Source organism: Pelagibaculum spongiae (assembly GCF_003097315.1).
GTDB lineage: Bacteria > Pseudomonadota > Gammaproteobacteria > Enterobacterales > Pelagibaculaceae > Pelagibaculum > Pelagibaculum spongiae.
This window is the reverse complement of sequence record NZ_QDDL01000007.1, coordinates 190,719-211,454: the sequence shown is the minus strand read 5'-3', so window position 1 is coordinate 211,454 and position 20,736 is coordinate 190,719. Positions and strand designations below refer to the sequence as shown.

General features: G+C 42.9%; 15 protein-coding genes. 13 read left to right on the top strand and 2 right to left on the bottom strand.

Annotated elements, in window-relative coordinates; all coding sequences use genetic code 11:
• Positions 1–543 precede the first annotated feature (543 nt).
• The 10 genes from DC094_RS16225 (at position 544) to DC094_RS16180 (ending at position 14,772) form a co-directional block, all read left to right on the top strand.
• Positions 544–1,317 carry an ABC transporter ATP-binding protein gene (locus DC094_RS16225; RefSeq protein WP_116688170.1) on the top strand — a complete coding sequence of 258 codons (774 nt, stop codon included), beginning with the start codon at positions 544–546 and terminating at the stop codon, positions 1,315–1,317.
• Between the two features lie 57 nt (positions 1,318–1,374).
• Positions 1,375–2,142, top strand: coding sequence for a transporter substrate-binding domain-containing protein (locus DC094_RS16220; protein ID WP_116688169.1), 768 nt, complete (start codon positions 1,375–1,377; stop codon positions 2,140–2,142).
• Positions 2,143–2,355: 213 nt separating this feature from the next.
• Positions 2,356–3,060, top strand: coding sequence for an ABC transporter permease (locus DC094_RS16215; RefSeq protein ID WP_116688168.1), 705 nt, complete (start codon positions 2,356–2,358; stop codon positions 3,058–3,060).
• Positions 3,057–3,761 carry an ABC transporter permease gene (locus DC094_RS16210; protein WP_116688167.1) on the top strand — a complete coding sequence of 235 codons (705 nt, stop codon included), beginning with the start codon at positions 3,057–3,059 and terminating at the stop codon, positions 3,759–3,761. Before DC094_RS16215 ends, DC094_RS16210 begins: the two co-directional genes overlap by 4 nt.
• 198 nt (positions 3,762–3,959) lie before the next feature.
• Positions 3,960–4,559 carry a LysE/ArgO family amino acid transporter gene (locus DC094_RS16205; protein ID WP_116688166.1) on the top strand — a complete coding sequence of 200 codons (600 nt, stop codon included), beginning with the start codon at positions 3,960–3,962 and terminating at the stop codon, positions 4,557–4,559.
• A gap of 302 nt (positions 4,560–4,861) precedes the next feature.
• A complete protein-coding gene (locus tag DC094_RS16200; protein ID WP_133245581.1) occupies positions 4,862–9,736 on the top strand; it encodes an alpha-2-macroglobulin family protein in 4,875 nt (1,624 codons plus the stop codon).
• A gap of 53 nt (positions 9,737–9,789) precedes the next feature.
• Positions 9,790–12,231, top strand: a complete 2,442-nt coding sequence (pbpC, locus tag DC094_RS16195) for a penicillin-binding protein 1C (RefSeq protein ID WP_206605682.1) — start codon at positions 9,790–9,792, stop codon at positions 12,229–12,231.
• Positions 12,232–12,244: 13 nt separating this feature from the next.
• Positions 12,245–12,847 (top strand): flavin reductase family protein, encoded by a 603-nt coding sequence (locus DC094_RS16190; RefSeq protein WP_116688164.1) that lies wholly within the window; start codon positions 12,245–12,247, stop codon positions 12,845–12,847.
• A 388-nt stretch (positions 12,848–13,235) separates the two neighbouring features.
• Positions 13,236–14,213, top strand: coding sequence for an SPFH domain-containing protein (locus DC094_RS16185; RefSeq protein WP_116688163.1), 978 nt, complete (start codon positions 13,236–13,238; stop codon positions 14,211–14,213).
• A gap of 100 nt (positions 14,214–14,313) precedes the next feature.
• The gene (locus tag DC094_RS16180; RefSeq protein WP_116688162.1) at positions 14,314–14,772 is read left to right on the top strand and encodes an NfeD family protein; all 459 of its coding nucleotides are present in this window, start codon (positions 14,314–14,316) and stop codon (positions 14,770–14,772) included.
• Positions 14,773–15,085: 313 nt separating this feature from the next.
• On the opposite strand, the gene DC094_RS16170 is transcribed toward DC094_RS16180, so the two are convergent.
• Positions 15,086–16,177: a transposase gene (locus DC094_RS16170; RefSeq protein ID WP_116688160.1), complete on the bottom strand. Its 1,092-nt coding sequence runs from the start codon at positions 16,175–16,177 to the stop codon at positions 15,086–15,088.
• 183 nt (positions 16,178–16,360) lie between these two features.
• Between DC094_RS16170 and truA the strand changes: the two genes are divergently transcribed.
• A complete protein-coding gene (truA, locus tag DC094_RS16165; RefSeq protein WP_116688179.1) occupies positions 16,361–17,146 on the top strand; it encodes a tRNA pseudouridine(38-40) synthase TruA in 786 nt (261 codons plus the stop codon).
• Between the two features lie 28 nt (positions 17,147–17,174).
• On the opposite strand, the gene DC094_RS16160 is transcribed toward truA, so the two are convergent.
• The gene (locus tag DC094_RS16160; protein ID WP_116688159.1) at positions 17,175–18,149 is read right to left on the bottom strand and encodes a LysR substrate-binding domain-containing protein; all 975 of its coding nucleotides are present in this window, start codon (positions 18,147–18,149) and stop codon (positions 17,175–17,177) included.
• 108 nt (positions 18,150–18,257) lie between these two features.
• Here DC094_RS16160 and DC094_RS16155 point away from each other — a divergent pair, with 108 nt between their 5' ends.
• Complete coding sequence (locus DC094_RS16155; protein WP_116688158.1) at positions 18,258–18,977, top strand: sterol desaturase family protein; 720 nt, start codon at positions 18,258–18,260, stop codon at positions 18,975–18,977.
• 395 nt (positions 18,978–19,372) lie between these two features.
• Positions 19,373–20,725: a sodium-dependent transporter gene (locus tag DC094_RS16145; protein WP_116688156.1), complete on the top strand. Its 1,353-nt coding sequence runs from the start codon at positions 19,373–19,375 to the stop codon at positions 20,723–20,725.
• Positions 20,726–20,736 lie beyond the last annotated feature (11 nt).

Genomic DNA, 20,736 nt, shown 5'->3' with positions numbered 1-20,736 from the left:
ATCAGGTGTGTTAATAGCAGTTTAATGCGGCGTTTAAGTGGTATTCTGAAAGAGGTGCTTAAATTCGGGAAAATATCAAAAAAACCTGTCAAGCGATTTTTATATTAAATTGTGCTGAATGGTTACATCTGATTTTTGAAAAGCATTGCTTTGAAGTCTGGTAAGTCCATTGTTAGTGGTTGATGGTTTATGCGGACAGATCAGTGAACTCGTGTAATGGCGAGTAATAAAGCCTGATCTTTCATCTGCTTTGATATAAATATCTATTGGTCGATTGAATGTGACATGTTGTATTATGCGATTTCGTGTGATGTTTTTGCTACAGAGTCTAGTCAAAAGGCCTTGCCTTGTAATATCCTTGATGCGTTTCGTTACATGTGCAGAAACCACTATTCCTGCCCTATCTGAAGATATAGGCGTGTTGGCCGCTGTTGATTGTTCCAATTCTTACTGCTGGTAAGCTGATAGGGGCTTGGCTTGCTGCTTTCCTATATCTCAAATTACTTTGGGTATAACAAACATCACAATAACGATGGAGGCTGGATGAGCACAGGCAAGATAGCGCTTGAGCTGCATGATATTCACAAGTCGTTTGGCAATTTGGAAGTGCTCAAAGGCATTTCGCTAACCGCCAATGATGGTGATGTGATCTCGATTCTGGGTTCCAGTGGTTCAGGAAAAAGTACCTTATTACGCTGTATTAATTTGCTTGAGAACCCAAGCCAAGGTCGAATAGTTGTTGGCCAGGAAGCGCTGAAGCTCAAGCCGGGCAAAGATGGCAATTTGATTGCCAGTGATCGAAAACAGCTTGAAAGCATGCGCTCTAAAATTGGTTTTGTGTTCCAGAGCTTTAATTTATGGCCGCATAAAACCATTCTTGAGAACATCATTGAAGCGCCAGTTCAGGTGCTAAAGCAATCTAAAGACCAAGCCGTCGCTCGTGCTGAGCAACTACTTAAAAAAGTAGGGCTGGCAGATAAGCGCAATGCTTACCCAGATAACCTTTCTGGTGGTCAAAAACAGCGAGTGGCTATTGCTAGAGCTTTGGCAATGGATCCGCAAGTACTGCTGTTTGATGAGCCAACTTCAGCGCTCGACCCTGAATTGGTTAATGAAGTGCTAGCAGTAATGCGTGAGCTGGCGGAAGAAGGGCGTACCATGTTGATCGTGACTCACGAAATGCGCTTTGCCAAAGAGATTTCCAGTCAGGTGGTTTTTTTGCATCAGGGGCAAATAGAAGAAATGGGCCCTCCTGATCAAGTATTTAATCATCCAAAATCCCAAAGAGTGCAAGAGTTTATGGCCAGCCACCGATGAAATTAGTGTTGGTTCATATTTATTAATTACAAATAAAAAATAAACCGGAGTCAAAATATGGATGTTCGTAAATTGGTTGTTGCTGCTGTTATCGTTGCCGGTAGCGTATTGTCAGCGCAATCTGCAATTGCAGGCGATAAGATTAAAATTGCTACTGAAGGCGCGTATGCACCTTTTAATATGAAAAATGAAAAGGGCGAGTTGACGGGTTTTGATGTTGAAATCGCTAAAGCCTTATGCGCTGAAATGAAAGCAGATTGCACCATTGTTGAACAAGATTGGGACGGCATGATTCCAGCGCTTCGTGGTCGTAAATTTGATGCGATTGTTGCATCTATGTCGATCACTGAAGAGCGGTTGCGTGTGGTTGATTTTACCGCACCTTACTACACCAATAGCCTGGCTTTTGTTGCAGCTAAAGGTAAGTCATTTGCCACTGATCGTGCTTCGTTAAAAGGCAAAACATTAGGTGCGCAGCGTGCGACTATCGCCGGTCAATATCTGGAAGATAGCCTGTCTGGTGTGGTGAGTATCAAACTGTATGACACTCAAGACAAAGCTTACCTAGATCTGCAAGCAGGCCGATTGGATGGTTTGGTTTCCGATAAACTTCCAGCATATGACTGGGTAAATTCTGCCGATGGTAAGGATTTTGAGTTTAAAGGTGAAGCAATCAAAACCGCTAAAGTAGATAAAATCGGTATTGCGATCCGCAAGAATCAAGAAAAACTAAAGCTGCGTTTCAACAAAGCAATTAAAGCGATTGTAGCGAATGGTACTTACCAGAAAATTAATGCTAAGTATTTTCCGTTCTCTATCTACTAGGTCTATCTGAATTCAGGCTTAACCTGTAATTTAGTGTTCGAGATAGTGAGTTAGATGGCGAGTTAGATAGTTGGTAGATCCGGCGTATTGTTCTAATTGGATTCAATTGGTTCAATGCGCCGGATTTGCGTATCGGTTAAACCTAAAGTATTTGCCTGCAGCGTCTTCAAGTACCTCAGGTATCTTCAGTGAACGTAACATGGGCCGCTTGCTGTGCTAGAAGTTTTTGATTTGCAGGGTTTTGGCCACTTATTGTTGGCGGGAACCTGGATCACCATTAAATTAGCATTGGTCAGTCTGGTATTCGGGCTAGCTTTTGGCTTGTTTGGTGCGCTATCCAAACTATCGCCTTACGCGCCGCTGCGTATTTGGGCCACCCTTTACACCACCATTGTTCGTGGTTTGCCTGAGTTATTGATTGTATTTGCCATTTATTTTGGGGGTTCATCTTTAGTCATGGCCGGTGCCAGCCTATTTGGCTATGACGAATATATCGAAATTGATCCTTTTGCTTCCGGTGTTGCCGCCTTGTCGATTGCTTTTGGTGCCTATGCCACCGAAGTATTTCGTATGGCGATATTATCTATCCCACAAGGGCAATGGGAGGCATCACGAGCAATGGGCATGACACCATTTAAAACCTTTTTTCGAATTATTCTACCGCAAGTTTGGCGGGTCGCCTTGCCAGGTTTGGGTAATTTGTTTCAAGTGTTGCTCAAAGACACCGCGCTGGTATCGGTGGTTGGACTACAAGATATTATCCGACAAGCCACCACCGCGGTTAGCAGTACAAAAGAGCCATTTACTTTCTATTTAGCCGCTGCTTGCATTTATTTGTTATTAACCGCAATTGTTAATGCGTTCAGTGCGTATATGGAATATCGAGCCAATCCAGCTGCGAGGTATAAAGCGATATGAGTTGGGATTGGGAGGTTATTTTAAAGTATTACCCGCGCTTGCTTGACGGCGCTTGGCTGACCATTGAATTGGTGGTTATTTCCGGGTTGATCGGCATTGTTATGGCCTTGCCATTGGCTCTGGGGCGGATTTCCAAATATCGCAGTGTGCAAACCGTACCCTATTTGTTTATTTATTTTTTCCGCGGCACGCCGTTATTAATTCAAATTTTCCTGATTTATTACGGATCAGCGCAGTTTGATATTATTCGAGAATCTTCTTTGTGGGCAGTGCTAAAGCAGCCTTATTGGTGTGCCATTATTGCATTTAGCCTGAATACCGCAGCCTATACCGCCGAACTATTCCGTGGTGCAATCCAAGCTATTCCACCGGGAGAAATTGAAGCGGCAGAAGCGCTCGGTATGAGCCGATGGACCTTGATTCGACGCATCACCCTGCCAAGAATGTTTGGAATTTCCTTGCCAGGTTACAGTAACGAAGTGATTTTAATGCTGAAAAGCTCAGCGCTGGCATCGACCATTACCTTGTTAGACCTAACCGGCATGGCAAGAACCATCCAGTCACGGACTTACACCCCGGTTGAAATTTTTACCGCAGCGGGCGTTATCTACTTAGTGATTGCTGCGATTGTCATTTTCTTATTCCGAGTGCTGGAAAAACGCTTTAATCGATATCAAGGTACTGCGCCGTCAGACAGTTAATCAACCGATACTAGAAAAGTGGAAATAAACAATCTTTCCGTGCCCTCTCGTAAGTCATCCCTGAGCATCGGCGAAGCGTGATATGTTGTTGACAAGTCGATATTTGCTTAGCTGATGACGAGCTACATTAAGAGTGTTTCTTTCTACACTCCTTATTTCTTTAGTCGATTTAATAATGATAAGTAGTGAGATGTTTTAATGACCGCTTGGCTGGCTGGGTTTTCTCTTGGCCTATCGCTGATTCTGGCGATAGGCGCACAAAATGCATTCGTACTGAAACATGGCTTGGTAAAGCGCCATGTTTTTATTATTTGTCTGGTGTGTGCGGTTTCTGATGCAATATTAATTGCTTTAGGCGTATCTGGCTTTGGCTTGATGGTAAAGCAGTTTCCCACCATCGAGCAGATAGCACGCTATGGCGGCGCACTGTTTTTATTGGTTTATGCATTAATGAGTTTTAAATCGGCAATACAGCTTTCTCACCAGTTAAAGTCAGAAGATCAAGTGGTGGGCTCTGCGACAAAAACAGTGATGGTTTGCCTGGCATTTACCTGGCTTAACCCACACGTGTATTTAGATACAGTAGTCCTGTTGGGCTCTATTTCGACTCAATATGAAGGTGCAAAATTACTCTTTGCAACCGGGGCAATGACTGCTTCTTTCGTGTTCTTTTTTAGCTTGGGTTACGGCGCTCGGTTATTAAAACCGATATTTGATTTGCCCAACGCCTGGAAGGTTTTTGAAGCTTTGATAGGTGTGGTTATGCTGTTGATTGCATGGTCTTTACTAGCAAGCTAGTTGATAAAGTTATAGCGAAAAATAGATTAGGCTAGAAACTTACCCAGAATTCGAGATGAAAATAGTGTTCTGGCTTAAGGAAAAAGGCCTTTATTTAATTGCCTGCTAATTGCAACCAAGCGACTGAAACTTCAAATATTCTCGTTTCATATAACGATAGCACTCATCTGAAAGTGATCGTACTCCCAAAGACCTATTTTAATGATTTGTCCTTAAAAGGCGCTTTCACCCACCCCTGTGTCATTTATCTATGCTGATTAATCACGTTACACTGATTGAAAATTAGATCACGGAGTGGCTCAGTGAGACGTTTGATTTTCGGGATACTCATGCTGGTTTGCTTTCAGGTGCAAGCGAGTGACTTCAAAATTGCAGACCTAGCAGAACGTCAGATTGACGGCAGAAACTACCTTTGTCTTGCATTCAACCAACCTGCCGATCAGAGCAAGGATCTATCGTCGTATATTGAAGCCTATTCAAAGGATCGTAAGAAGAGCGGTTCGCCTATCTATGGCCAGTCAAGTTGGGCAGTAGAAGATGACGGCAGAATGTTATGCCTGGTAAATACTAAGCCTTACACCCAGTACAAAATCAAAGTTGCCGCAGGCTTGCCTGCCGCCAGCGGCCAAAAGCTTGCCAATGCTGACAGCTTCACTCAAAAAACCCGTCGATTAAAACCGGCCGTTAATTTCATTGATGCGGGCATTATTTTATCTCCAGGTAGCGAAGGACTTATACCGGTGGCAACATTGGATGTTGATCAAGTCGATGTAAATTTTCATCGTTTGAAAGAATCATCGCTATTGGATTTGCTACAGAACTACAACAGATCTTGGAAGTGGCAACTATTAAAGAGTCTGCCCAAGCAAACTGACCTAGTTTATAGCGCGCGCTTTAAATTGGATGCTGAAACCCATCGCCGGGTTGAGCGCAGCATTCCTATTTCTGATATAGAAGCATTAAAAATACCCGGTGTGTATGTCGCGGCAATGAAAATAGCTGGTGACTATACAACCGAAACAGTGACCAAACTATTTGTAATTAGCGATATTGGTTTGCATGCGCGAAGCTATAAAAACCAAATGAGTGTTACGGCATTATCCTTATCTAGTGGTGCGCCACTGGCCGGTGTCGATATTCGTTTATTGAATTCACAAGGTGGTTTTTTACGTCAACAAACCACCGATAATAATGGCCAGATAATTCTTGCTGATTATAAGGCGAGCGATAGCAATAATCGTCCTGCACTTGCTTTGGCACTGCAAAATGAAAGCATGAGCATGCTAGCGCTCGATTCAACTGCATTAGGACTATCTGACTTTGATTTAGGGCAACGGCAGCAAAATGAACAGGAATTGATGATTTATGCACCACGGGATTTATATCGCCCAGGTGAAAAAGCTCAGTTCAGTATGTTATTACGTGATCATGACGGTCGTTTCATTGCCCAGCCCGTTTTAACCGGGTCAGTGATTAAGCCAGATAATCGTCAGTTTGTTGCGCTGAGTGTTTCAGCTGAATCTGAAGGCTATTACCAATATGAATTTGATATTCCTGCCAATGCTGCAACGGGTCAATGGTCATTAGCGATGGTTCGCCCCGGTGGTGGGCCGCAGGTAGTCTATCGATTTAAGGTTGAAGAGTTCCTACCGGAACGAATGAAGTTAAGTTATTCGTTTGCGAATGAAACTGGCCAACAAGCTTCTAAGGTGCTGTCAGAAAATGAACAACTTCTTTTAACGGTACAAGGTGATTATTTGTATGGTGCGCCCGCTGCTGGAAACCGTTTCCAGCAACAAGTATTGCAACGCCCAGTACAAACCGGTTTAGAACAATTTAAAGGTTATTATTTCGGTAATGCCGATGGTTACGGATCTCGTTCAACTAATTTGCCCGATGTTGAACTTGACCAAGATGGCCGATACACCACAATGCTGCCGATTCAGCGAACTCCCTTAAAAGTACCAGCAAGATTAACCTTTCAAGGTAGTTTGTACGAATCAAATGGCCGTGCGGTCAACCGACGCTGGAGCCGTTTAATTTGGCCTCAAGCCAATATGATTGGTGTTAGAAGTGGCTTTGATTTTAATAAAGAATACGCAAAAGCGAATACAACTACTGATTTCCAGTTGGTTCGTTTAAACGAAAAACAGCAAATGATTGCCGGTGAAGTAGAGGTTACTTTGGTGCGCCGTCATCGCGAAGGCTATTGGGAATATTCAAATAGTGGCTGGAAATACCACGCTAATTATCGTGAATATGATGTGTTACGCCAAAAGGTGACTTTAGATGGTAGTAAGCCTGCCAATTTAGCGCTGCCATTAAAGTGGGGCGATTATCGTCTGGAAGTAAGAGACCCAGACAGTAATCTGCTAACCAAAGTAAGGTTGCGAGCCGGTCGTGAATGGTATTGGCGCTGGCAAGAGCACTCCAAAGGGAATCACGCTTCCCGTCCAGATAAAATCACCCTAGCATTAGATAAACCATCATATCTGGTTGGAGAAATAGTACAGCTCAGTATTAAGCCGCCGTATTTACCATCCAAATCCGATGGAAAAACTCTAAAATTTCAGGCTTTAGTTCAAGTTGAAGCAGACCGACCATTGTGGCTTAAATGGGTCGATATGGACCAAAATGGCACGATTTTAGATATCCCGATTGAAGCTTCGTGGGATCGCCATGACTTGTATGTTTCAGTATTAATGACCCGTCCGATTGGTGATGAATTTGAACAGAAATTAACCCGTCGTAGCATGGGACTGATTCATTTGCCGTTAAATCGTCAATCTAGAACATTACAGATTGCGATGGATTTGCCCCAGAAAAGCATGCCAAATAAAAAGCTCAATGTTCCGGTGACAGTGACCGCTGAAATGGGAGTCACGCCTGAAAATATTCAAGTGACCATTGCAGCAGTTGATCATGGGGTTTTATCGTTAACCGATTTTGAAACGCCTGATCCACTCGATTATTTTTTTGGCAGAAGAGCTTATCAGGTGCAAGCGCGTGATATTTATCATCAGCTAATCAAGCCAACAGTTGCTAAGCATGCCACATTGCGTTTTGGTGGCGATGCACCAGCCAGAGGTGGTAAACGCAACGTTTCAGATGTACAAATTGTCTCGTTATTTTCTGGCCCGGTAAAGCTGGATGAAAAAGGCAAAGGAAATGTTATTTTTGATTTGCCAGATTTCTCAGGGAAATTGAAATTTATGGCGGTTGCTTTCTCTGATCAGATGCTCGGTAGCACCGAACAAGATTTAACCGTGGCAACACCGGTGGTGGCACAAATTGCCATGCCGCGATTTATTGCCAAAGGCGATATCAGTATGGTTGCGCTGGATTTGAATAATATTTCAGGTATTAGCCAAACCGTTACCGCAAGTTTTGTTGCTAGCGAAGGGCTGCAGTTCAAAGGAAAACAAAGCTTTACCGTTAGTTTAAATGATCGTCAGAAACAAACGATCAAGTTGCCTATGAAGGCAAATAAGTGGAATGGTTTGGGAAAGATTCAGTTATCGATAGAAGGTATTCAGTATCAGGGCGAACAAATTACATTGCCCGAAAAAAGTTGGAAAATAGCCATTAGACCACCGTGGCCTGCAGAAACTTTTGTCCAGCAAGAAGAGATATTACCCGGCGAGTTTATCAGCATGCTGATTGAAGAATCTGCCGATATTGACCCGGATAGTTTGCAAGCGTCATTACTAATTTCAGATGCCGCCGCTTTAGATGTTGCCAGCTACGTAAGGTCGCTGTTGCACTATCCATATGGCTGTCTGGAGCAGACGTTATCGAGTGCTCAGCCTTGGCTGTTGGCCAATCGTCCGGAATTATCCAGCTTTAATATTAAGCCGGTTTCCCAAGCTAAACGTACTAAAGCAATGGAAATTGCAATGGAACGTTTGCAAAGAAAACAAAAATCTAATGGTGGCTTTGGATTGTGGAGTGACCGCTCTCCAGAAGAGCAGTGGTTAACCGTATTTGCCCTGGATTTTTTCCAGCAAGCCCAGTCTCAGGGTTTTCCAGTGGACGCATCGATGATGCTAAAAGCAGCGGGGCGGGTGCAAGAATATCTTAAATTAGGTGCGGTACGCAGCCGTTATTCTGATGAGAATGACCATTATAAATTTGCTACCAGAGCCTATGCCGCTTATGTATTATCGAAAAATAATCAAGCCAGCCTAGGTGATATGCGACGGCTTTTTGATCGCTTCCGCAAAAATGCACAATCACCATTGCCATTGGCTCAACTCGGTTTGGCATTAATTCGTCAAGGTGATAAAAAGCGTGGCGATTTAGCCATTGAAGAAGCGTTTACAGTTGAGCCCAGAAAGTATTTTTGGAGTCAGGATTATGGCAGCCGAATTCGTGATCGTGCGCTGATGATTGCTCTGCTGATTGAAGATGGTTATCAAGTATCTAAAGCCAGGTTGCAAAGCTTTGAATTGGCTGAAGACCTAAAAGGAGACTCTTGGTTATCGACTCAGGAGCAATATGCATTGGTCAGGGCTGCGCTTTCGTTACAGTCATCGGCAGAAGATAGCTGGCAATTGCAGGTAGATGCGGCAAACCAACAAAATATTTCCGGCACCGGTAGTCAGCGAACTGCAGTTGAATACCCGCAATTATTACAACCCATGCTACTCAGTTCACAGCAGGCGTTGTTTGCCCGGCTTGAAGTATCGGGGTACCGCACGGTATCGCCACCACAATTTTCCAACAAAATTAACATTGAACGTAAATACTACGATGAGACTGGCCAGCCAATCCAATTGGAGTTCTTGCGTAGTGGTGATTTAGTGGTGGTAGAACTGCTGGTTAATTCAGAAGATAAAGTACCGGATGCACTGGTGGTCGATTTATTGCCAGCCGGTCTGGAATTGGAGAATCAAAATTTATCGGGAAGCATTCGTTTGCAGCAGATAAATATTGATGGAAAACCAATCTCAGAACGTAAGCAAGCAACAACAATCGAGCATGAAGAATATCGTGACGACCGTTATGTCGCTGCGGTCAATCTCCGGCGCAATCGTGAGGCGCGTTTGTATTATTTAGCGCGTGCGGTAACGCCTGGCCGTTATAAAGTGCCAGCTGCCAGTGTTGAATCTATGTATCATCCCGAGATTCGAGCTAATGGCAGATCGGATCAGATCGTGGAAATACTCGGTCAGTAGTTGCAATCGTTAAAAAATAATCACTGGCCAGAATTGTCTGGCCAGTTTTTTAATTGAGTATTATTAAATTGTTAAAACAAAAACATCTGCCAATTATTTTGGCTGGTTTTTTTCTATTCAGTATTTGTTTGGCACTGATTATTGATCGCAGTGCGCCTTTGCCTCTGCCCGAGCCTGCCGATTTTGCCCATGTGGTGGTTGATCGAAATGGCATTCCACTGAGAGCGTTTGCCGACACTAATGGTGTTTGGCGTTATCCGGTTAGTCTTGAACAGGTTTCAGATGATTACATTCAGGCACTGATAGGCTACGAGGATCGTTGGTTTTATTACCATCCCGGGGTGAACCCTTTTTCAGTTGTAAGAGCTGCTTGGCAAAACTTGAGTAATCAAACAGTGGTTTCGGGAGGTTCAACACTGACCATGCAGGTTGCTCGGCTGATTGACCCTGTGCCACATACTTTTTTGGGGAAAATCCAACAATCTTTAAGGGCATTACAACTTGAATGGCACTTAAATAAAAAACAAATTCTTGAATTGTATTTAAACTTGGCACCTTTTGGCGGAACGCTTGAAGGTGTTGAAGCAGCTAGTTATAGCTATTTTGGTAAAAAATCCAATCAGTTGTTGCCTTCGGAAGCTGCACTGTTAGCCGTTTTGCCCCAGTCACCATCACGACTTCGGCCAGACCGTTATCCACTTAGAGCGCAAGCCGCTAGAGATAAATTAATAAAACGATTGGCTCAATATAAAGTATGGCCACAACAAAAAGCAGATGAAGCGCGTCAGGATATTGTTGCCGTATTAAATATTAAGCAGCCTATGCTAGCGCCACATTTATCAAGGCGATTAAAAAATTTATACCCGAAACAACCGCTAATACGTTCAACGATTGATATTGAATTGCAGCGAGAATTGGAAGCGCTGTTAAAAGATCATATTGCCCAGCTTCCATTAGGTACCTCGGCTGCAGCGTTGGTTATTGATAATCAAACCAGCCAAGCGCTGGCATATATCGGCTCGGCAGATTTCCTCAGCCCGCAACTGCAAGGGCATGTTGATATTACGCGAGCAATCCGCTCACCGGGTTCATTGTTAAAACCTTTTTTGTATGGAAAAGCGCTTGATCAAGGTTTAATTCATTCGCAATCTTTAATGGTGGATGCGCCGAGAATTAGCAGCTATCGACCAGAGAATTTTAACCAGGGTTTTTCTGGGCCAGTATCGGCTTCGGCGGCACTTCGGCAATCACTTAATATTCCGGCAGTTAATTTGTTAGAGGTTATTGGGCCAGCTGATTTTTCTGCAACCTTAAGTAATGCAGGCATTAATTTACATCTACCTAAAAATAATCTGGGCGTTCAAGCACGGCCAAATTTATCTTTAATTCTGGGCGGTGTAGGCGCAACTATGGAACAGTTAACCAGCGGCTATGTTGGTTTGGTTAATGGTGGTCAGGTGCGTGATATTCAATATGTTTTGAATGAACTTCCATCACCACAGGCCAATAATCTTTCAGTCGATAAGGCGCTCAGTGACAGTCGATATTTAATGTCTAGCGGTGCTAGCTGGATCATTTATGACATATTGCGCCAAGCCAGTGCCACCGATCGTTTGGATTCATCGCTGGTAGTGCAGGACTTTAAAAACATAGCCTGGAAAACAGGCACCAGTTACGGTTATAGAGATGCTTGGGCGATGGGTGCAACCCCTTCAACGACAGTTGCTATTTGGGTTGGTCGGCCAGATGGTAGCGCCATGCCGGGCTATTATGGTCGCCTCACCGCAGCCCCGATAATGTTTGCCAGTTTTCGAAGCCTGCAAGCAATATATCAAACTGAAAATAATACGACTTATTTGGCTCGTCCCGAGAGTGTTTCGCAGCAGAAAATTTGCTGGCCGTTGGGTACCTTGCTGCAATATCAATCGGCTGAAAGTTGTCAGCAACAGCATCAAGCATGGCTGTTAGATCAAACTGCACCGGTGACCTTGGCATTGCAGCAGCAAGCATTGCCTAATCCACTATCATTTTGGATTAATCCAGAAAATGGTAAAAGAATCGATGCATACTGTGGTGCAGCACAAAGAATTCAAGCCAAAGCGCAATCAGTTACGCTCTGGCCATTAGCTGTCGAGCCATGGATTGCTTCGGATAAAAAGAGACAGCGACGAATTCCTCTGGCGGATCCTAGTTGCAAAAAAATGCCATTGCCGCATTTTTCTGATGTGAAAATTACTCAACCAACTAATAACGCCAGAATATTGGTGCAGCGAAGACATAATAAGCAAATTCAGGCTTTGAAATTAACCGCTCGAGGCGGCCAGCTGCCCTTGCTTTGGTATGCCAATGGAAAGTTAATTGGCAATAGTCGATCATCTCATCAGTTACAGTGGTGGCCAAATCAAGCAGGGCAATATCAAATCCTGATGATTGATGCCAATGGCACAATAGACCAAACCAATATTTTGCTAAGCGATCTAGCCAATAAATACTAAAGGTACTGAAAAGATGAAACTAGATTTTTCGACGATGACACCCCAACAAGCTTATTTTTGTATTACTCAGAGTTTGATTCCTCGTCCGATTGCTTGGGTATTAACCGAAAATGAAACCGGTAGCTATAACTTGGCACCTTTCTCGTATTTCACTGCAGTATCTTCAAATCCACCGCTGCTAATGATCTCGATAGGTAGCAAGCCCGATGGTTCACCGAAAGATACCTTAGCTAATTTACAGCAGCGGAAAAAATGTGTGATTCATATTGCAGATGCTTCCCAGCTAGATGACTTAAACCAGTCGGCAGCCACGTTGGATTATGGTGTTTCAGAAGTCGAGCAACAGCAGTTGGCTCTGGCTGAGATGGCTGATTTTTGTTTGCCGCGATTGGCAAACAGTAAAATTGCCATGGCAGCCGAGCTTTATCGAATTGATGATATTGCAGGCCAGTCGATAGTCTATTGCCAGCTTGAATCTATCTGGTTAGATGATCAAATTTCCAGGATTGAAAACGACCAATTAAAAATCGATGCCAGCAAAGTAGACCCTATTGCCAGACTGGGTGCTAATGAATATGCGCTATTTGGCGAGATTGTTCAGCGAAAGCGGCCTTGAGTAAACCTTTGGTGTAGCTATTTTCTATTTGGAATTGCTAAATCTTACTAAAACCATTGTTGTTTGTATGGTGTCTTAACTTGCATTAAAACAATGCGTTGCCTGTGTTTGGTTGTTTGGGTATCTTTAATATGCAAATGATGATGTTTCAGTCAATTGACATGTGTAGCAGCGAGCGATAGCTTGGATTCTATGCGGTGAGGATAAGCTTGGCCAAGCGGAGTTTGCGGTTCATGTTTATCACTTCAAAATGTGTGACAAATTTCACCTCATATGAGGGATAATACAAGCAAGCGCTTACTTTGCCGTAACAGTCAACCAGCGAGTGATTCAAAATAATCCTCAATTTAATTTAGACCTAACCTCGAATAATAAGGAAAAGATTTTCATGGGAAACATTGCTCAAACTATTCTTACTAGTCCTATTTTATGGCTAACAATTGTTGTTTTATATACGCTTAAAAAAGGCATTTATTTTGTACCGCAAAACCGAGGTTATGTTATTTATACTCTGGGTAAATATAGTAAAACGCTGTCTGCAGGTTTAAATTTCATCGTTCCTTACGTGCAATCGGTTGCTGCCGATCGTAATTTAAAAGAGCAGTCGCTGGAAATCACCTCGCAGACTGCAATCACCAAAGACAATGTTACCTTGGCGATTGACGGCATCTTGTTTATGAAAGTAACCGATGCAGCAGCGGCCACCAACAATATAACCGATTACAAAATATCAGTTACACAGCTTGCGATGACCTCAATGCGTAATGCGATTGGTTCAATGGAATTAGATGAATGTTTTCAAAACCGCGATACAATTAATGCGCAAATTTTGAATTCAATGACCGAGGCTACTGCACCTTGGGGCGTTATGGTGACGCGTTATGAAATAAAAGACATTACGCCACCGCAAACTATCCGTGAAGATATGGAAAAACAAATGACTGCAGAGCGAGAGAAACGCTCAGTAATATTAACTGCAGAAGGCGTAAAAACAGCGGCTATCACAGAAGCTGAAGGTCAAAAAAGAGCACGAGTACTAGATGCGGAAGCAGCAAAATCAGAGCAAGTGCTTGCAGCAGAAGCGACCAAAGAGTCGCAAATTCTTGAAGCAACAGGTAAAGCAGAAGCAATTCGTTTAGTTGCAGAAGCCGATGCGAATGCATTGGAAGTTGTCGGACAGGCGGCGAATACTGAACAAGGCCGGTCGGCAGTAACACTAACGCTGGCGCAAGACGCAATTACCGCGCATCAAGCGATTGCCAGCGAAAGTACCGTGGTGTTAACCGATGGTAAAACAGGTGACAATATCGCTAATACGGTTGCACAAGCGATTGCAGTGTCAAGTAGTCTGAAGTTGCCTAGCTAGTATTTTATCTACCCGAATCACTTCAAGGTGTCATGCGCATCTTGAAATGATTCTGGTCTAATATACTTGCCCTATATTTCTTTTTTATCCAAGAGATTTTATGCAATATTTTTTAGAAAACCCTGACCACGTTTGGTACTTAATTGCCGGTATTAGCTTTGTTGTTGAATTGAGTATTATGGGGTTAAGTGGCCCGTTATTCTTTTTTGCGATTGCGAGCTTGGTTACCGGTATTTTAGTGAGTTTTGGTATTGTCGCTGGTTGGCAAAATGAAATATTAACGGTAGGGCTGTTAACGGCGGTTATCACAGCTGCTTTATGGAAGCCATTAAAAGCCTTACAAAACTCCAAAGATAAAACAGATAACTCTAGTGACATGGTCGGTTTAACCGTGTTAGCCAGTGCTGAAATTACAGCAGTTAGCGGCACCATTCGTTATTCTGGTATCAATTGGCAAGCGCGTTTAGCGGACGATGAAACTGCAAAATCGATAAGCGAAAAAAGTGCATGTAAAATTGTCGCCATTACTGGCAATACCATGTTGGTTAAAGCGTTATAGATTCAAATGCCGATAAAGCAGCGTGTAAGCGCTGTGTTGCCATGTCGTGCCGTATAGATAAAACCCGTTGTAGTCGGGAGATCACCAGTATAACCGGCAAACAGTTACCACCCACAGTAAATAATATGGCAACCCAAAAATTAATTTATGCAGTTTTTTTTGGTCGAAGAAATACAAAACCCTATGTGGTTGCCTGTGAAGTGCTAAATTTGAAGGTTTGGTCTGAATTGAACGCAAGCGGTAGTGGCAAATATTGAGTTCGTTTTTGAAGATACAGGGTGTTCTGTTGTTTGGTTAAACTACGCTACTGAATTTAATCAGACGGTGGCTTTTGCTGATGGGGCGAAGGGTCGTAGAATGGGTTGAGTTCGTTTCGATAAGCTTTGGCCTGTGCTCGGGCGCGACGTTTAAATGCCAGAATGTCGGTATATTTGCCAATCGCGCTGGCGAACTTTTTGCTAAGCGATTCACCACGGCCGCTCATGGTACTGGCCCATTCAGTCGCATCTACCTTCAGCTTTAATCGCTTGAAAATTGGCGGCAAGTTTTTATTCATGTGAAATTTTTTATCAGATCTCGCCATTCTCGCGCTGGCATCTACTAATTCCAGATAATCCTTGTATTGAAAAGGTAAGCATTCTGTTCGTTTTGGTTTTCTAGTCTTTGAATTTAAAAACGGTTTTAACTTGGGGTAGCAACAAGTTTTAGGCGCTGTTTTAGATCGTTTTGTCTTTTTTGAGTGAGTTAGCTCCAGATTCACTCTAGCCTGAATCGATGTGTAATCAGAATTTTCTGGTGTTTCAGCTATTCCGGCACGTAATGGGTTTAAGTCGACATAAGCCATACAGGTAAGTAAAGCTTGTTGATCAAGTAACGCCTGAGCTTTAAAACGGCCTTCCCAAAATCTTCCGGTACACTTATCTTCATTATTTGCCTTGCGTGCCAATGGCTCGTTAATTGCCCGCATAAACCAGCTAATGCTCATTAATCGCTGGCGATAAACATCAGCAAAACTAATCGCCATGTTAATTTGTGCTGAATCCATGGTTCGCTTTAATTTTGGGTTGAGATAACTCTGAACCAATGGCTCGCCTTTGAACACTTTGCAGTATTGAGTCAAAACCTGGTCATTGGTCCAGTTTTGAGCTTTTTCTACATCAACATACAGCACGAGGTGATAGTGGTTAGACATGATGGCATAAGCAGCCACATCAATTGCAAAAGCTTCGACTAGTAATGCCAATCGGTCGACAATCCATTGGCGGCGGTGGTCGTAGTTCTGCCTTAGTTCAGGAATAATTGCTGGATCTTCGCCGCATAGCCACCCACGTCTAACGCATCTTGAACAGGCATGTATGAACGGATTTGCTTTTGGATCGAACAAGATGGCACGAGGTGTAGGCATGATAAATTCAGGAAGACTTTTAACAAGTATCCACTCCAGCTAATTTCAGTGGTTGCCAAATATTAACGGGAGCAGCTAATTTGTGGAAATTAAAGATTTTTGGGTTGCGATAGAAAAAGCTTTGGCTGGTATTGGTTGAGAAAGGTTATGATAGCGGGAGAAACCAACCTAAATGAAATTAGTATGTATTATTTTCAAGTGACTATCGCCTACAAGGGCACCGCCTATTTTGGCTGGCAGGCTCAGTCCACCGACACACTATATGAAGAAAAGCCAACAATAGAAGGCACCATTCTTAGTCGCTTAAAAAAAATGACACATTATCAACCTTGTACTGTTTCAGGGGCTAGTCGCACAGATGGTGGTGTTCATGCGTTAGGGCAAATCGCAAAGCTCACTATTTCGAAAGACATTAGCCCAGAGAAACTTTTATTGGGGCTAAATTCAATATTACCAGACGATATTCGAATATTAACATGTCGGCCATCTACCAAACAATATCAACCGAGTAAATCGAGTATTAGCAAGGAATACCACTATTACTTTGTAACCTCACCGATTGATAATGTAACGACCTCTGATATTGCAATGCACCTGCCCATTAGTAATCCAGATGATTTAGCATTGCTACGCAGTGCCTGTAAGCTGTTTGTAGGTCGCCATGATTTTTATAATTTTAGTAGCCGCGATAAAGGTATTACTAGTAGTACTCGAGAGATTTTCCATTGTGATATTCACCAGGCCAGTTTTTCACCTTTAGCTGATGAATTATATTATTTAAAAATAATTGGTAATGGTTTTTTAAAATACATGGTGCGTTACTTAATGGGCACTCTGTATGAATTAGCTAAGGGGCGTATCAGCCTAGATGATATCTCACGCTATCTTGATCAACACCAAACAGATAAGTTAAGTGCCAGAGCAAAGCCCAAAGGGTTGCATTTAATCAATATTGAGCAGCAAGTTTAAAATTTTCACAAGCTACATAATTATTGTTTTAAATATTGTTATCTATTTCTTTTGATAGTGCTTTAATTGATTCTCTCAGCCAAACATGTGCGGCATCTTTCTGGCGATTGTTGTGCCATTGCAAGTAAATAGGCACTTCTGGGTAGTCGAAAGGCATCTCGATTAGCTGCAGCTTAGCTTGGTAATGTAAGGCAATTTTTAAAGGCACCACGGCAATTAAATCGGTGTTGGAGACAATTTCTGGAATGGCGACAAAGCTTGAGACATGTGCCTTTAAATTGCGGCTTGGTAGCTGTTGCCCCATTAATTGTTGAAATGGGGTACCTTGTTGTTCGACCGTAAGCCCCAGCTGCTGATGTTGATGATTCGATTGTCTTGGAATCAAACTCACCTGGGGTAATTGTTGAAACTGTTCAATTGAAATTTCACCCTTGAGTAGTGGGTGCTGCTTGCTACAAATCACCGTTAATTTTTCATATGCCAATAGCTGTTTTTGAAACTGTGACGGTTGGTAGGCAATGAAATCAATCACAAAATCCAACTGGCCTTGTTTTAATTTTCCTGCAATATCGGTGGTTTGTTCAGGTAACAAGTGAACAGATATATGCGGTGCAGTCTGTCTTAACCAACTTATCAGATAGGGCGCTAATAAATACTCAGTGGCAGCATTGGTTGCTAGGTAAAAGTTCTGTTGGCTGGTTTTTGGCTCGAATATTTCTGGTTGCCAAGCTTGTTGGATTTGATTGAGTGCTGGCTGAAATTGCTGCTGAAGTTGTATCGCGCGTGAAGTAGGGCGCAAGCCTTGCGCAGTTCTGATAAACAGCGGGTCATTGAACCTTTCTCTTAAGCGCTTTAAGGCATTACTGACCGCAGGTTGGCTCATCGATAGCTGTTCGGCAGCTCTCGACAAATGCTGCTGTTGCATCAAAGCATCGAAGATGGGTAACAGATTAAGATCCAGTGTGCGCAAATTTCGCTGGCTTTTAACGATCTGTTGGTGCATTGCAGTCTAATTATTTGTCTGAGTGATAATGCATATTCGCATTATTGATTGGCCTTGTCTGCAAGCAGCTTTTAGCCTCGGTGAATTATTGATCAGAGAGCGCCCGTTATGGCACAGATGTCAGCTGAAGCAATGCAAGCCTTTCGCAGTAAATATCGAACTCAAATTAGCCAGCGCTATAGCGGTTGGCTGCATATGGGGTTTGTCTCAGTGGTGGGTATAGCAGTGATTGTTTATGCCTTATCTCAAGTATTAGATAGCAGCTGGATGCAGTGGTTGGCATTCCCGCTAACCATGCTCGGGGTGAATTTTGCTGAATACTGTGCCCACCGCTGGTTAGGGCATCGCAAAACATCTATCGGTAAGATGTTTTATCAGCGGCATACAGGTGATCATCATAGTTTCTTTCTGGAAAGCGCAATGGATTATCAATCAGTAGCTGATTGGCGGGTCGTATTATTTCCAGGCTATTTAATTATTGCTTTTCTGGTTGGCTTGGTAATTCCCGGTTTTTTATTGTTGGATTATCTATTTTCGAGTAATGTTGGTTTTATTTACGCGGCTGCTGGAATTAGTGGCTATTTGTTTTATGAGGTAATGCATTTTAGCTATCACATACCGCAGGGGCATTGGGTGCAAAAAATATTTTTAATGGTGCCGGGCTGGAAACAAATGCGCCATACCCATGTATTGCATCATCGTAGGGATAAAATGGGTCATGCAAATTTTAATATTACCCTGCCAATATTTGACTGGCTCTTGGGTACTTTGTATTGGCAGCCGCTTAACCGTTCTTACAAAAGTAATGGTGAAATTCACCAGCGCTAGTGGCGCGCTTGCTCCGTTCAATTACTGGTTATTACAAGCTTATAAAGTCTGATGGCTTTGCCGCATAGTAACCTTTCCAAGGCTCAAAACTGGCCACCAAGTGTTTCGGTGCATAAAATTGTGCTCGAAAACTTGTCTGGCCAGACTTCTCAAGTCATCCACCAGCTATTCATATTCGATTCATCAATAAGCAGCCATTCAATCTGCACTGGCTATATCCATTCAAAGTTTATGGTTAATTATGCCAATAGCTGATCTGGGGCATGGTTGCCGCCAGCAGGCTGTATAACCTGAAACTAAGTTTGAGCGGAAGTTGTATTCTTTATGGTTATCGTAATCTATAAAACTTTAATCGATGGCCAGAAAGTGAGTGAAGCGTTAGAAAAGGGTGTGTTATGAGTCAGGCAAATAGTAACCCCAAAGTGTGGGCTACTCGATGGACGTTTATTTTAGCTGCGACAGGTTCCGCAGTAGGCTTGGGTAATATTTGGAAGTTTCCTTATATGACCGGAGTGAATGGTGGTGGTGCGTTTGTAATCACCTATCTGATTTGTATCGCCCTAGTCGGTATTCCGATTATGATGGCAGAAACTGCATTAGGCCGTCATGGTCGTCATAACCCAATTCAGACGATGTTTGAATTGGCCAAAGAAAATGGCGCATCTAAAAACTGGGGCATTATTGGTATTGTTGGCGTTTTAAGCGGATTTTTAATTCTGTCTTTTTATAGCGTTATTGCCGGTTGGTCACTTTCATACATGGTTGACGGTGTTTCAGGTGTTTTCCCTAGCCTGCAAGGCGATGCGGCGGGCGAGCACTTTAGCGCATTAATTGCTAGCCCAGGAAAATTGATTTTATATCACACCATTATTATGGGATTTTCTGCTTTTATTATTGCCCGTGGTATTCATGAAGGCTTGGAAAAAAGTGTTCGGTTCCTAATGCCAGCATTATTTGTTTTGTTAATGCTGTTGTTGGGTTACAGCGCATTTACTACGGGTTATTTCATGGAAGGCATTAAGTTTTTGTTTGTGCCAGATTTCAGCAAAATCACTAGTGAAGCCATTTTAGCCGGCATGGGCCATGCATTCTTTACCTTGAGCCTGAGCATGGGTGCTATCATGGCATACGGTGCTTATATGCCCAAAGATGCCAAAATAGGTAGCACCATTGTCACGGTAGCGTTTTTTGATACCTTTATTGCATTGGTTGCAGGCATGGCATTATTTCCGATTGTTTTTGCCAATGGAATGGAGCCAGCATCCGGCCCAGGGTTAATGTTTATTTCTTTACCGGCTGCATTTGGTCAAATGGCCGGCGGCAGTATTTTTGGAACACTATTTTTTGCATTAGTTGCTATTGCAGCATTAAGTTCTGCTATTTCTTTGGTCGAGCCTGCCGTTGCCTGGATTATTGAACGCTTCCCGGTCAATCGCGCTATGGCAACTATCATCGTTTGCGCTTTGGTGTGGTTGTTGGGCTTAGCCAGTGTATTTTCATTCAACATTTGGTCAGAGATTAAACCTTTTGGAAAAACAATTTTCGATTGGTTGGATTATGTAACGGCGAATATTTTGTTACCGCTCGGAGGAATGGCAATTGCAATTTTTGCGGGTTGGGTAATGAAAAAAGAAATCATGGAAAAAGAGCTGTCGCTCAGCCATGGCGGGTTTACCCTGTGGCGTTGGCTGATTAGAATTATTTCGCCATTAGCTGTATTTATCGTTTTTTTGAATAGTATTTCTTAATTGTTTTAATT

What these genes read in the sequence shown, in the direction of transcription:
- DC094_RS16185 (WP_116688163.1), top strand. Translation starts at nt 13,236, where the DNA reads ATGGGAAACATTGCTCAAACTATTCTTACTAGTCCTATTTTATGGCTA.
- DC094_RS16220 (WP_116688169.1), top strand. Translation starts at nt 1,375, where the DNA reads ATGGATGTTCGTAAATTGGTTGTTGCTGCTGTTATCGTTGCCGGTAGC.
- DC094_RS16180 (WP_116688162.1), top strand. Translation starts at nt 14,314, where the DNA reads ATGCAATATTTTTTAGAAAACCCTGACCACGTTTGGTACTTAATTGCC.
- DC094_RS16210 (WP_116688167.1), top strand. Translation starts at nt 3,057, where the DNA reads ATGAGTTGGGATTGGGAGGTTATTTTAAAGTATTACCCGCGCTTGCTT.
- DC094_RS16160 (WP_116688159.1), bottom strand. Translation starts at nt 18,149, where the DNA reads ATGCACCAACAGATCGTTAAAAGCCAGCGAAATTTGCGCACACTGGAT.
- DC094_RS16225 (WP_116688170.1), top strand. Translation starts at nt 544, where the DNA reads ATGAGCACAGGCAAGATAGCGCTTGAGCTGCATGATATTCACAAGTCG.
- DC094_RS16190 (WP_116688164.1), top strand. Translation starts at nt 12,245, where the DNA reads ATGAAACTAGATTTTTCGACGATGACACCCCAACAAGCTTATTTTTGT.
- DC094_RS16205 (WP_116688166.1), top strand. Translation starts at nt 3,960, where the DNA reads ATGACCGCTTGGCTGGCTGGGTTTTCTCTTGGCCTATCGCTGATTCTG.
- DC094_RS16170 (WP_116688160.1), bottom strand. Translation starts at nt 16,177, where the DNA reads ATGCCTACACCTCGTGCCATCTTGTTCGATCCAAAAGCAAATCCGTTC.
- truA (WP_116688179.1), top strand. Translation starts at nt 16,361, where the DNA reads ATGTATTATTTTCAAGTGACTATCGCCTACAAGGGCACCGCCTATTTT.
- DC094_RS16145 (WP_116688156.1), top strand. Translation starts at nt 19,373, where the DNA reads ATGAGTCAGGCAAATAGTAACCCCAAAGTGTGGGCTACTCGATGGACG.
- DC094_RS16155 (WP_116688158.1), top strand. Translation starts at nt 18,258, where the DNA reads ATGGCACAGATGTCAGCTGAAGCAATGCAAGCCTTTCGCAGTAAATAT.